Origin of the sequence: Streptomyces sp. AC512_CC834 (genome assembly GCF_019049325.1) — a bacterium.
In the GTDB taxonomy this organism is placed as follows: domain Bacteria; phylum Actinomycetota; class Actinomycetes; order Streptomycetales; family Streptomycetaceae; genus Streptomyces.
Window position 1 is genome coordinate 102758 of sequence record NZ_JAGMUO010000120.1, and the last position, 12256, is coordinate 115013.

At 71.1% G+C, this 12256-nt stretch carries 12 protein-coding genes; all 12 read right to left on the reverse strand.

The genetic code is table 11. The annotated features are described in order from the left end of the window. Positions 1-9: 9 nt before the first annotated feature. Complete coding sequence (locus KUM40_RS37245; protein WP_217170744.1) at positions 10-1509, reverse strand: cytochrome P450; 1500 nt, start codon at positions 1507-1509, stop codon at positions 10-12. A gap of 66 nt (positions 1510-1575) precedes the next feature. Next, positions 1576-2196, reverse strand: coding sequence for an ATP/GTP-binding protein (locus tag KUM40_RS37250; protein WP_217170745.1), 621 nt, complete (start codon positions 2194-2196; stop codon positions 1576-1578). After that, the gene (locus KUM40_RS37255) at positions 2177-2602 is read right to left on the reverse strand and encodes a DUF742 domain-containing protein (protein WP_217170746.1); all 426 of its coding nucleotides are present in this window, start codon (positions 2600-2602) and stop codon (positions 2177-2179) included. The genes KUM40_RS37250 and KUM40_RS37255 overlap by 20 nt, the downstream gene beginning before the upstream one ends. Then, positions 2599-2976, reverse strand: coding sequence for a roadblock/LC7 domain-containing protein (locus KUM40_RS37260; RefSeq protein WP_167308645.1), 378 nt, complete (start codon positions 2974-2976; stop codon positions 2599-2601). Before KUM40_RS37260 ends, KUM40_RS37255 begins: the two co-directional genes overlap by 4 nt. 26 nt (positions 2977-3002) lie before the next feature. Next, positions 3003-4625, reverse strand: a complete 1623-nt coding sequence (locus KUM40_RS37265; protein WP_217170747.1) for a sensor histidine kinase KdpD — start codon at positions 4623-4625, stop codon at positions 3003-3005. Between the two features lie 391 nt (positions 4626-5016). Beyond that, positions 5017-7869, reverse strand: a complete 2853-nt coding sequence (locus tag KUM40_RS37270; RefSeq protein WP_217170748.1) for an RNA helicase — start codon at positions 7867-7869, stop codon at positions 5017-5019. Between the two features lie 99 nt (positions 7870-7968). Further along, positions 7969-8919, reverse strand: coding sequence for a twin-arginine translocase subunit TatC (gene tatC / locus KUM40_RS37275; protein ID WP_217170749.1), 951 nt, complete (start codon positions 8917-8919; stop codon positions 7969-7971). 47 nt (positions 8920-8966) lie between these two features. Next, positions 8967-9254 (reverse strand): Sec-independent protein translocase subunit TatA, encoded by a 288-nt coding sequence (gene tatA / locus KUM40_RS37280; protein WP_217170750.1) that lies wholly within the window; start codon positions 9252-9254, stop codon positions 8967-8969. 277 nt (positions 9255-9531) lie between these two features. Then, positions 9532-9726, reverse strand: coding sequence for a hypothetical protein (locus KUM40_RS37285; RefSeq protein ID WP_217170751.1), 195 nt, complete (start codon positions 9724-9726; stop codon positions 9532-9534). Positions 9727-9736: 10 nt separating this feature from the next. Beyond that, a complete protein-coding gene (locus KUM40_RS37290) occupies positions 9737-9997 on the reverse strand; it encodes a hypothetical protein (protein ID WP_053142264.1) in 261 nt (86 codons plus the stop codon). A gap of 101 nt (positions 9998-10098) precedes the next feature. After that, positions 10099-11151 carry a YafY family protein gene (locus KUM40_RS37295; protein ID WP_217170752.1) on the reverse strand — a complete coding sequence of 351 codons (1053 nt, stop codon included), beginning with the start codon at positions 11149-11151 and terminating at the stop codon, positions 10099-10101. An 18-nt stretch (positions 11152-11169) separates the two neighbouring features. Further along, complete coding sequence (locus KUM40_RS37300; RefSeq protein WP_217170753.1) at positions 11170-12123, reverse strand: YafY family protein; 954 nt, start codon at positions 12121-12123, stop codon at positions 11170-11172. Positions 12124-12256: the final 133 nt, after the last annotated feature.

Here is a 12256-nt window from a genome sequence, read left to right on the forward strand (position 1 = left end):
GTGCGGCGGTCAGTAGCCGCGCCACCAGAGCAGGAAGCGCTGCCAGGCACCGCGGGGACGGGGACTCTCCGCTGCCGGCGTCTGCTGGGGCTGCGCGGCCGTCGCCGACACGGGCTGCGGAGGGTGGGACGGGAGCGGCGGCTGCGGCCGCCGCTCCTCCGGCTTCGGGAGGCCGACGTGCCAGGCGGCGCGCCGCGGCGGGTGCGGGGTGTGGCTCGGCTGCTGCCTGATGTCCTGCTGGGCCCTGGGTTCGAACCGTACCGGCAGTTCCACCAGGTGCCGCGACGCGATCGACGACCGCCACCGCAGGTCGTCCTCGTCGCAGTCGAGCTGGACGTCGGGCAGCCGCATCAGCAGCGCGTCGATGCCGGCGTCGGCGATGGCCCGTCCGATGTCCTGCCCGGGGCATTCGTGCGGGCCGCCGCCGAAGGCGAGGTGGGCGCGGTTGCCCATCATGCTCGCGTCCAGGTCCGGACGGATGCGCGGGTCGATGTTGCCCGGTGCGATACCGAGCAGCAGGCCGTCACCGGCGCGGATGCGCTGACCGCCCAGTTCCGTCTCCTGCTTGGCGAAGTAGGCGAAGACCGTGCTGAACGGCGGCTCGTCCCACAGGGACTGCTCGACCGCCTGGGGCACGGTCATCTGACCGCCGCTGAGCTGGGCGCGGAAGCCCGGGTCGGTGAGCACGACGCGCATCACGTTGCCGATGAGGTTGACGGTCGCCTCGTAGGCGGCCAGCAGGACCACCCGCAGATGCTCCCTGACCTCGTCGTCGGTGAGCCCGGCCGGGTGGTTGACGAGGTGGCCTGCGATGTCGTCCTGCGGGTCGGCCCGGCGGGTGGCGGTGAGCCGTCCCAGGGCCTCCATGACGTAGGCGTGGCTGGCGATCGCCGTCTCGGTGCCCTTGAGCGTGTCGCGCGCCGCCTCCACCATCCGGTCGCTGTACTCCTGCGGCATGCCGAGGAGGTGGCACATCACGCCCATCGGCAGGTGCTCGGCGAACTGGCTGACGAGGTCGGCGCGGCCCTGCTCGCAGAACTGGTTGACGACGCGCTGGGTGTACCGCTTGATGTGCCGGCGCAGCTCCCGGAAGTCCAGGTCGGACATGGCACTGGTGACGGCGCCGCGCAGCCGCTTGTGCTCGTCGCCCTCGGCGTGCGAGCAGATGGGCTGCCAGGCGATGTGCGGCATCAGCGGGTGGTCGGGTTTGACCATGCCCTCGTTGAGCGGGGTCCAGATCCGGCTGTCGCGGCAGAACTGGGCGGGGGTGCTCACCATGTGCAGGTTCTCGGCGTGCCCGAGGACCACCCACATCGGTACGTCGTCGTGGAGCAGCGCCGGTGCCACCGGCCCGTGCCGCTCACGCAGCTTCTCGTACAGCTCCTCCAGGTCGTCCGCCTCGTGCAGCCGGTGCAGTCCGCCCGGCCCGAGGCCGTGCGCGGGGCAGCCGGGCGGTGGTTCGAGCAGGGGTTCGCCCGTTCCGGTCGGGGAGTGGCGTTCAGGCGTCACAGTCTCGCTCCGCAGACAGAGTGTGGGTCGGGTCAAGGGGTCGGTCGGTCGGCCGGCCGTGCGTGGTCAGGTGAGCGCGCCCTTCATGGCGATGGCGTGCAGCATGCGCATCAGGGTCATCAGGACGTCCCGGCTGGAGGCCCGGCGCCGCACGTCGCAGTCGAGGATGGGGATCTCCTCGGGCAGGTCGAGCGCGGTCCGCAGCTCCGCGACGGGGTAACGAGGCGCGTCGGGGAAGGTGTTGACGGCGACCACGAAGGGCACGCCGCGCTCCTCCAGGCGCCCCATCACGTCGAAGCTGACCTCCAGGCGGCGGGTGTCGACGAGGACGACCGCGCCGAGGGCGCCCTCGAAGAGGCCGTTCCACAGGAACCAGAAGCGCTCCTGGCCGGGCGTGCCGAAGAGGTACAGCACCAGTTCGTCGGTGATGGTGATGCGGCCGAAGTCCATGGCGACCGTGGTGGCCGTCTTGGAGGCGGAACCGAAGTTGTCGTCGACGCCGATGCCGGCCTGGGTCATCGTCTCCTCGGTGGTCAGCGGTCTGATCTCGCTGACCGAGCCGACCATGGTGGTCTTGCCGACACCGAAGCCGCCCACGATGACGATCTTCACGGCGGCCTCGGCCGTGTGGGGCAGCCGGTCCTCGGTGCGTGGGCCCGGGATGGTGTCAGAGTTTTTGAAGTCCATGCATCACCGCTTCGAGGAGGTTTCGGTCGGCGACCTTCTGGCGGACGATCGGGGCGCGGGCCTGCACCAGTTCCGTCGCCAGCAGGTCGGTGAGCAGCACGGTCACCACACTGAACGGCAGGCTCAGGTAGGCCGACAGCTCGGCCACGGACAGGGGTGCGGCGCACAGCCGCAGCAGGGCGGCCTGTTCCGGTGTGGCGGAGACCGGGGGGTCGGCACGGGCCACGATCAGGGTGACGAGGTCGATGTCCGCGCGTTCGCCGCCGCCTTCGCCGCCGATGACGAAGAGCCGCTCGGGGTTGCGGAGTTCGCCCTCCTTGGCGGGTGCGCCGGACGGGGCGGGCGCGGCCGGCGCGGCGGACCGGTCCTGCCCGGGGGATCGCCTCTGGCGCCTGGGAGGAGTCATACGGTCTGCCCGTTGCGCCGTGCGGGACTGGTGAGATGGGGTCCGATCCGGGCGACCAGGTCGGCCATGCTCAGGCCCATCCGGCCGGGTTCGCAGCGGACGTCGGAGAGCACGGCGAGATAGGCGTTGGGACCGGCGGCCATCAGGTAGAAGTAGCCGCCGTTCATCTCGATGAGCACCATCTTCATGTCGCCGTCGCTGGTGGGGATCTCCTGGCTGACGGCGCTCGCGAGGCTCTGCAGGCCCGCGCAGGCGGCGGCGACCCGGTCGGCGGCGTCCGGGTCCCCGGAGTAGCGGGCGATGCGCAGGCCGTCGGCGGAGAGCACCACGATCATCTCGATGCCCGGGACGCCGTCGTAGAGATCCCTGAGCATCCAGTCGAACTTGCCTTGCTGCTCGATCACTTGAGGTTCCCCTCGTCGTCTGCCGGGGCGTGGGCCGGCTCGTTGCTGCTGGACTGCTGGTGGGCCTGGGTGCTGCCCGGGTGCTGCTTGAGGCCCTCCCAGAAGGCGCCGATGAAGTGCCCCGGCGGGAGCCCCTGGTCCTTCTCCTGCTCGGGCTCCGGCCCGGCGGGCTCCGGGATGCCGTTGCGGGCGCGCTCGGCGGCCTGGCGGGCCTGGCGTTCGGCGTCCTCCCGCTCCCAGACCGCCTGCTCGGCGAGGCGCTGGCTGAGCGGCATCTTGACCCGGCTGCGGCGCTGCGGGAGGCCGCCCGCCGTCCACTCGGTCACCTCGGGGACGTCGTCCTCCAGGGAGACCGTGGCGGGGATGCGAGGGCTGGTGGGACGGCGCTTCTTGGGCTTGCGCTCCGGTCCGGGCAGGGCGTCCGGGCCCGGGGTGGGGATCGAGGTGGCGCCGATGCCGTGGGCGAGGCCGACGCCGGGCTCGTCGGTCATCATGTTGCTGGGCACGATGAGGATGGCGCGGACGCCGCCGTACGCGGAGGCGCGCAGCGAGACGTCCATGCCGAACTGCGTGCACAGCCGGCCGACGACGGACAGGCCCAGGCGCGGGTGGTGGGCGAGGTCCTGCACGTCGGTGCCGCGCTTGGCCTGCTCGAGGAGACCCTCGATGCGGCCGCGGGACTCCTCGCTGAGGCTGACGCCCGCGTCCTCGATCTCGATGCACACACCGCTCTGCACCTCGGTCGCGGTGACGTGCACCTTGGCCGCGGGCGGCGAGTAGCGGGTGGCGTTGTCGAGGAGTTCGGCCGCGGCGTGGATGACCGGCTCGACCGCGGTGCCCTTGATGTTGACCTTGGCGATGGAGGCCAGGTTGATCCGGCGGTACTCCAGGATCCGGGACATGGCGCCGCGCAGCACGCTGTAGAGGGCTACCGGCTCGGGCCACTGGCGTCCGGGCCGGCCGCCGCCGATCACGGAGATGGAGTCGGCGAGGCGGCCGATCAGCGAGGTGCCGTGGTCGATGCGCAGGAGGTCGTCGAAGACCTCGGGGTTGCGCCCGTGGTCCTCCTCCATCTCGCGGAGTTCCTTGTTCTGCTGGTGGACGATCGCCTGGACGCGGCGGGCGATGTCGACGAAGGAGCGCTCGGCGGACTCACGCATGGAGTCCTCGTGGTCGACGATCTCGCAGACCATGTGGATCAGCCGGTGCTGGGGCTCGCCGAGTTCGGGGTAGGAGGGGTCCACCTCGCCGAGGCGGTTCATCACCTCACGGGGCGTGACGCCCCGGCGCATGAAGCGCAGGACGTCCGGGATGACTTCGGAGCCGAGGTGGACCATCTCCTCGTGGTGGCTCGCGGCCCGGTGTTCCAGATACGCGCTGTGACGGGCGTGCTCGGCGCGCAGGGCCCGCAGCGTGCGTCCGCGGCGTACCGCTTCGGCGGCCGCGGTGATCACCAGGAGCGTGGCGACGGCACCGCACAGGCCGACGGCGAGCCGGGCCGGTTCCGTCACCAGCGCGACGGCGGCCCCGGTGGCCGCGGCCATCAGTATGGCCGGCAGCAACAGCGTTCGCGCGTAGGGAAGTTCACGGCGACCTGGAGGGGAATCAACACTCACCATGTAGGCCCTCTGAAAACGAATCGGCTGGGATGGGGGAGCTTGCGGCGGGGTATGTCTGGGAGTTGTCGGGATCTTCGGCGCATTGGGAACAAGCGCGCGATTACACCTCAACTCGGTGCGCTGCGGGCGAGCTTAGTCCGGGCGGATCATCGCTGTGTCATATTCGGCAAGCACCTGAAACGGGCATGGGGACTGGAGTAGGGTCGGGCTCATTTGCACGCCGGGGAGTCATTCGAACACATGGAGTAACGACGTACGAGCATACGAAGATCACTCACCGTGATGAGGGAATGAAGGAGTGAGGGCGTGAGGGCGTGAGGTACCGAAGGTGACCGGGACGCACAGAGGCCCGGCGGGATGTCCCGCCGGGCCTCTGTGCGTGCGGTCCCGGTCAGCCCACGGACGAGTAGGCGACCACTCCGCGCAGCAGCTCGTCGACCGCCTTGCGCGCGTTCTTGGGGACGGTGGAGCCCGCGCCGGGCGCGGCGGCCGAGATCTGGCCGAGGACGTCGATGACCTGCTTGCACCAGCGCACGAAGTCGCCGGCCGGCATCTCCACCTCGCGCAGCACCTCGTCGAGGCCCTTGCCGGACGCCCACATGTACGCCGCCCAGGCGAAGCCGAGGTCGGGCTCGCGCTGGCCGACGCCCTCGGTCTGGCTGATCCCGAAGTCCTCCTCCAGGGCGTCCAGGCGGCCCCAGATGCGGACCGTCTCCCCGAGGGCGGCCTTGGCCTGGCCGGAGGGCACCTTCGGCGCCATCGCGTCGTCGGCCACCCGGGACTCGAAGACCAGCGCCGAGACACAGGCGGCCAGCTCGGCCGGGGACAGGCCCTCCCAGACACCCTCGCGCAGGCACTCGCTGGCGAGCAGGTCCAGCTCGCCGTAGAGCCGGGCGAGGCGCTTGCCGTGCTCGGTGACCTCGTCGCCGCGCAGGTAGTCCAGCTCCGTCAGCAGCGCGACGATCCGGTCGAAGGTACGGGCGATGGTGTTCGTCCGGCCCTCGATCCGGCGCTCGAGCTGCGAGGTGTCGCGCAGCAGCCGGTGGTGGCGCTCGGCCCAGCGGGCGTGGTCCTCGCGCTCGTCGCAGCCGTGGCAGGGGTGGGCGCGGATCTCCTTGCGCAGCCGGGCGATCTCCCGGTCGTCGGCCGCCTGGGACCGCTTCTTGCGGGCCCGCTCGGGCGGGACGTGCCCGGCCTTGGTGCGCAGCGCGGAGGCGAGGTCCCGCCGGGACTGCGGCGAGCGCGGGTTGAAGGACTTCGGGATCCGCATCCGGTCCAGCGCCTCGACCGGCACCGGGAAGTCAATCGACGCCAGCCGCTTGACCTGGCGTTCGGCGGTCAGCACCAGCGGGCGGGGCCCGTCGTGGTGCTCGAAGCCGCGGTGGCCGTTGGACCGCCCGGCGGGCAGGCCCGGGTCGAGGACCAGGGCGAGTCCCGCGTACTTGCCCGTCGGCACGTGGATGACGTCGCCCGGCTTCAGCTTCTCCAGCGCCACGGCGGCCTCGGCACGCCGCTGGTTGGCGCCCTGCCGGGCCAGCTCGGTCTCGCGGTCCTTCAGCTCGCGGCGCAGCCGGGCGTACGCGTCGAAGTCGCCGAGGTGGCAGGTCATGGAGGCCTTGTAGCCCTCCAGGCCCTCTTCGTTGCGCTGCACCTGCCGGGAGATCCCGACGACCGACTTGTCCGCCTGGAACTGCGCGAAGGACGTCTCCAGCAGCTCCCGCGAGCGGTGCCGGCCGAACTGGTCGACCAGGTTGACCGCCATGTTGTACGACGGCTTGAAGCTGGAGCGCAGCGGGTACGTGCGGGTGCCTGCCAGTCCGGCGAGGTGATCGGGGTTCATGGCGCGCTGCCACAGCACCACGGCGTGGCCCTCGACGTCGATGCCGCGGCGGCCGGCCCGGCCGGTGAGCTGGGTGAACTCGCCGGGGGTGATGTCGGCGTGCTGCTCGCCGTTCCACTTGACGAGCTTCTCAAGGACGACCGAGCGGGCGGGCATGTTGATGCCGAGGGCGAGGGTCTCGGTCGCGAAGACGGCCTTCACCAGTCCGCGGACGAACAGCTCCTCGACGACCTCCTTGAACGTCGGCAGCATGCCCGCGTGATGGGCGGCGATGCCGCGCTCCAGGCCCTCCAGCCACTCGTAGTAGCCCAGGACGTGCAGGTCCTCGGTCGGGATGGAGGCGGTGCGCTCCTCCACGAGCGCGCGCACCCGCTCCCGGGCGTCCTCGTCGTTGAGCCTGAGACCGGCGTACAGGCACTGCTGGACGGCGGCCTCGCAGGCGGCACGGCTGAAGATGAAGGTGATCGCGGGCAGCAGCCCCTCGGAGTCGAGCCGCTCGATGACCTCGGGGCGGCTCGGCGTCCAGACACGGGAGCGCTGTCTGCGCTCGCGCTCCCGGTCGGCCTCCTTCATGGCCCGGCCACGCCTGCGGTCCTGGTAGGACGGGCGGCTCGCCTCCATCCGCGCCATGCGGGTGAGGTCGGGGTTGACGGCCTTCTTGTGGCCCTCGCCCTCCTCGAACAGGTCGTACATCCGGCGCCCGGCGAGCACGTGCTGGAACAGCGGCACGGGCCGGTGCTCGGAGACGATCACCTGGGTGTCGCCGCGCACGGTGTCGAGCCAGTCACCGAACTCCTCCGCGTTCGACACGGTCGCCGACAGTGACACCAGGGTCACGGACTCGGGGAGGTGGATGATCACCTCCTCCCACACGGCGCCGCGGAACCGGTCGGAGAGGTAGTGCACCTCGTCCATGACCACGTGTCCGAGGCCCAGGAGGGTCTGCGAGCCCGCGTACAGCATGTTCCGCAGGACCTCGGTGGTCATCACGACCACCGGGGCTTCGGAGTTCACGCTGTTGTCGCCGGTGAGCAGGCCCACCTTGTCCGTGCCGTAGCGTCGGCACAGGTCGGCGTACTTCTGGTTCGACAGGGCCTTGATGGGCGTCGTGTAGAAGCACTTCCTGCCCTGCTGGAGGGCGAGGTGGACGGCGAACTCGCCGACGATCGTCTTGCCGGAACCGGTGGGTGCGGCCACCAGGACGCCCTTGCCCGCCTCGAGCGCCTGACAGGCCTCGATCTGGAAGGGGTCGAGGCCGAAGTCGTACATCTCGCGGAAGGAGGCGAGCGCGGTGGCCTGCTCGGCAGCGCGGCGGCGGGCTGCCGCGTACCGCTCGGCCGGTGAGAGATCCTCTGTCATCGTGCTTTCGAGCGTACCGGGCCGCACTGACAACAGGACGATCATTATCGGGATCGGCTGTGTGGGGGTTCGGTGGGGGGTTCCGTGGGGGCGGCGGCGTCCGGCGTCACCGCCCCGGTCCCGGTCAGGTCAGGTCAGGTCAGGTCAGGTCACGTCGTCGTAGCCGTTGACGCGGTCCTTCGTGGCCTGTTCGGGCAGGGCGCGGGCGGTGGTCACGGCCTCGACCTCGCCGATGTCCTCGGGGGAGAGGTCCAACTCGGACGCCTCGTCGTCGTCGGGCTCCAGGGCATCGCGGCGGGCTCTCCGGCGGTCGTTCAGCAGGGAGATGGTGACCGCGGCGAAGTACAGGACCCAGATCGGACCGGCCAGCATGACCATGGTCAGGGGGTCCGTGCTGGGCGTGGCGATGGCCGCGAACAGCGTGATGCCCATGATCATGGCGCGCCACCAGCCGAGCATCCGCTTGCCGGTCAGCACTCCGGTGAGGTTGAGCATGACCAGCAGCAGGGGCAGCTCGAAGGAGAGACCGAAGACGATCACCATGCGGGTGACGAGGTCGAGCAGCTCGTCCAGCGGCAGCAGGTTGTCGACGTCGTCCGGCGTGAACTCGATCAGCACCTCGGCGGAGGTGGGCAGCACCGCGTAGGCGAAGTAGGCGCCGACGAGGAACAGCGGGGCGCCGGTGGCGACGAACGCGTAGGCGTACTTCTTCTCGCTCCGGTGCAGCCCCGGGGCGACGAACGCCCACAACTGGTAGAGCCAGACCGGGGAGGCCAGCACGATGCCGGCCGTCAGGGACACCTTCAGCGCCAGGGTGAAGGGGCCGAGCAGACCGTTGATGGTGATCTGCGCGCACGGCTCCGAGCCGGCCGTCGACTGGGCCAGCTCCTCGAACGACTTCTCACAGCCGATCGACTCGAGGACCGGCTCCGTGAGGACGTTGATGATCTCCTGATAGAAGAAGGCGGCGGCCACGGTGACGACGACGATGGCCAGCAGCGCCTTCGCGAGCCGGTTGCGGAGCTCACGAAGGTGCTCCGCGAGCGGCATCCGCCCCTCGGGGTCCTTCTCCTTGGTGCGGGCAGACTTCAGCAACCCACGTTCCCATCTCGTGCGGCGGGCCGGAGGTCACCGGCCCTGCGTCAGCGCTTGGTCGTGTCCGTCGGCTCGGTGACCGGCCGGGAGCTGGTCACGTCGCCGGGAGAGGCCTGGATGGTGCGCTGCGCCGCGGACTGCTCGGGGTTCGGCGGGTCGGCCGGGGCGGAGTCGTCGGACTTGTTCTCGCCCTTCATGGCCTTGGCCTCGCTCTTGAGGATGCGCGCCGACTTGCCGAGCGACCGCGCCATGTCCGGAAGCTTCTTCGCGCCGAACAGCAGGATGATGACGACGAGGATGAGAATGATCTCGGGGGCGCCGAGCCTTCCGAACATAAGTCTTTACCTTCTCACCGAGGCGGCTGGGTGGGGGTGCTGTCCGACCGGCCGGACAGACGTCTGATCGATCGCTTGTGCAGCGATCGTAACGCTCAGGGGTAAACGTGAGGCAATCCCTGTGCGTACTCCCGTCCGCGACCGGGCCTCGTGTTCCTGGCCGCGATCAGCAGCGTACCGTCCGGGACCGGTGAGGTGACAGGGCGAAGAGTCCCAAAACGTAACTCACAGGGTCCGGAGGGTCACCGCCGAGGTCCCGCGGCGGGGTTCAGACGTTTCACAGCGCGTCCACGGAACGGGCCGCGCTCTCCGTCGCGCGCTCGAGGTCGTCCGCGGCCCGGCTGATGCGGTGGGCGGAGTCCGTCACCTGCCGGCCCAGGCGCTGCGCCTCCACGAACACCTTCACGGCGAGCACCGCGAGAACGGCAAGACCCAGGAAACCCACGGCAACGGCGAACATCGGCCAGAACATGACGTCGACCCTAGACCGTGGAGTGCAGCCGCAGGGTCCTGACCCCGCCGCCGGTGAGCAGCTCCACGACCCGCTCCCCCGCCGGCTTGCGGACGGCCGACCCGCACTCGGGGCAGGTGAACGAGTAGAAGGTGGTGCGGCTCGTGGCGCCGATGGCCAGGCGCAGGGCGCTCGCGGCGAGCTCGAAGCGACCGCGGCAGTCCGGGCAGCCCGCCTTGAACACGACCGGCGACACGCGTCTCATACCGGCGAACGCGGACGCCGCCGTCATACCCGGCCCGCCTGCCCCCGGTCCTGTCCCCGGTCCTGTCCCTGCTGGTCCTGTCCCCGCTGGTCCGGTCCCTGGCCCTGTCCCCGGCCCCAGGGGCTCGCTCACAGTCCTCGCTCCTGCCTGTCGTGCCGCCCCTCGACCGTCTCGGTCCCGACGTGCGCCCCGGCCGCCTCGATCCCGTCGTACGCCGAGAGCGCCTCGCGGGCGGCCAGCCGGGCGCTGTCGGCGAGCGCGGACGGGGAGACGATCCGGCCGTCGCGCCCGAGCCGCAGCGCCAGCCGCCGCAGGGAGGCCGGGTCGGGGGTGCGCAGAGTGATACGCAGGCCCCCGTCGGGAAGTTCATCCGCGCTGTCGTGCGGGTAGTACTCGGCCACCCAGCGCCCGCCGGGCCCGACCTCCACGACGACCTCGGGGTCCTCGGCGGCGGGCTGCACCAGCCCTTCCGACAGGTCCCGCAGCTCCACCTCGGGCGGCGCGGAGGGCTCGTCCAGGATGCGGATCTCGGCGACCCGGTCGAGCCGGAAGGTGCGCCGCGCCTCGGAGCGGCGGCACCAGGCCTCCACGTAGGTGTGCCCGACGCTGACGAGCCGGATGGGGTCGATCTCGCGCTCGGTGACCTCGTCGCGGGCCGGCGAGTAGTAGCGGATCCACAGCCGGCGGCGCTCCGAGATGGCCCGGTCGACGTCGGCGAAGACGCCGCCCTCGGACTCGAAGGTGACGGACAGACGCGAACTGGCGCCCGCGGCCTCGCCGGCCGAGGTCTCCACCTTGGCGGTCGCCCGCAGCAGCGCCTGCCGGTCGCTCTCGCGCAGTCCTGGCAGGGTCGCCACGGCCCGGGCGGCGACGAGCAGCGCCGTGGCCTCGTCGGCGGCCAGTCGCAGCGGCTCGGCGGCGTCCGCGCCGAGAGCGGCAGGGTTGTGCCACCAGATGCGCTCGCCGTCGGTGTCGATGTCGAGCAGATCGCCGCCGCGGAAGCTGGTGCCGCACATCGGCAGCACGTCGAGGTCGGAGACCAGCTCGTCCTCGGTGATGCCGAAGGCGCGCGCGACGTCCTCGACCTTGGCCCCGGGACGCTCGCGCAGATACGTCACCAGGGACAGCATCCGTCGGGTCTGGTCGATGGCGTTCACTGCCCTGACCGGTTTGCCTGCCACTGTGTTGTCCGCTCCCCCTCAGCCCTTGGCCACGGCACGCAGCCGGTCCACCACGTCCGCACGCAACTCCGCGGGCTCCAGCACCACCACGTCAGGGCCGAACTCCACCAGCCACGCGTCCAGGCCGTGCCCGTACGGAATCTCCAACTCGTCCCAGCCGTCGCCGAGTTCCCGGGCCCCCGTGGCCTTCGCCCGCAGGGGGTACCCCGAGCCCGTGCGCAGCCGGATCAGCGCGGAGCGGTCGGCGGTCTCCCCCGCCCAGCTCGCGACCGTCTCGCGGACGGTGACGACGTCGGGCACGGGGGCGGTGAACCGCGCGCCCCGCGAGCGCACCCTGCCGGTGATCCGCGACAGCCGGAACACCCGCTCGGCACCGCGGTCGCGGTCGAACCCGGCCAGGTACCAGTGGCCGCGCCAGCACTCCAGCGCCCACGGCTCCACGTGCCGGGGCTCGGGCTGGGCCGCGTTGGCCTTGCGGTAGTCGAAGACGACCGGCCGGCGGTCGCGGCAGGCCAGCATCAGCGGCTCGAAGGCGGCCTCGTGCACCGGGATGCGGGGCTCCAGCGCGCTGTGCGCCTCGTACGGGTCGACGTCCTCGGGCAGCCCGGCCGCGCGCAGCTTCTGCAGCGCGCCGCTCGCGGCACCGGCGAGGCGGGCCTGCTGCCACACCTTCGCGGCGAGCCCGAGCGCGGCGGCCTCCTCGGCGTCCAGGGTGATGGGCGGCAGCCGGTTGCTGTCGCGGCGGGCCAGGTAGCCGACCTCGCCGTCGAGACTCTCGACGGTCTCGATGACCAGCCCGAGTTCCCTGAGGTCGTCCTTGTCGCGCTCGAACATGCGGTTGAAGGAGTCGTCGGAGCCCGCCTCGAGGTAGGCCTCCAGGGACTCGCGCAGCTCGCGCTTGCTGAGTGGCCGCCGCGTCCCGAGCAGACACAGCGCCAGGTTCATCAGCCGCTCGGCCTTGGCAATGGCCATCGACGCCCTTCTCCCTATGGTGCTTACGACGGATGACCGTACCGCCCCGGGGTGGCGCGGCAAAAGCCGAGGGCCCATGCCCGCACAGGCATGGACCCCGGATGACCGGCTCTGATCACTGTCCGTTCGGATC

What these genes read in the sequence shown, in the direction of transcription:
- KUM40_RS37250 (WP_217170745.1), bottom strand. Translation starts at nt 2,196, where the DNA reads ATGGACTTCAAAAACTCTGACACCATCCCGGGCCCACGCACCGAGGAC.
- KUM40_RS37255 (WP_217170746.1), bottom strand. Translation starts at nt 2,602, where the DNA reads ATGACTCCTCCCAGGCGCCAGAGGCGATCCCCCGGGCAGGACCGGTCC.
- KUM40_RS37260 (WP_167308645.1), bottom strand. Translation starts at nt 2,976, where the DNA reads ATGCTCAGGGATCTCTACGACGGCGTCCCGGGCATCGAGATGATCGTG.
- KUM40_RS37265 (WP_217170747.1), bottom strand. Translation starts at nt 4,625, where the DNA reads ATGGTGAGTGTTGATTCCCCTCCAGGTCGCCGTGAACTTCCCTACGCG.
- KUM40_RS37270 (WP_217170748.1), bottom strand. Translation starts at nt 7,869, where the DNA reads ATGATCGTCCTGTTGTCAGTGCGGCCCGGTACGCTCGAAAGCACGATG.
- tatA (WP_217170750.1), bottom strand. Translation starts at nt 9,254, where the DNA reads ATGTTCGGAAGGCTCGGCGCCCCCGAGATCATTCTCATCCTCGTCGTC.
- KUM40_RS37285 (WP_217170751.1), bottom strand. Translation starts at nt 9,726, where the DNA reads ATGTTCTGGCCGATGTTCGCCGTTGCCGTGGGTTTCCTGGGTCTTGCC.
- KUM40_RS37290 (WP_053142264.1), bottom strand. Translation starts at nt 9,997, where the DNA reads ATGACGGCGGCGTCCGCGTTCGCCGGTATGAGACGCGTGTCGCCGGTC.
- KUM40_RS37300 (WP_217170753.1), bottom strand. Translation starts at nt 12,123, where the DNA reads ATGGCCATTGCCAAGGCCGAGCGGCTGATGAACCTGGCGCTGTGTCTG.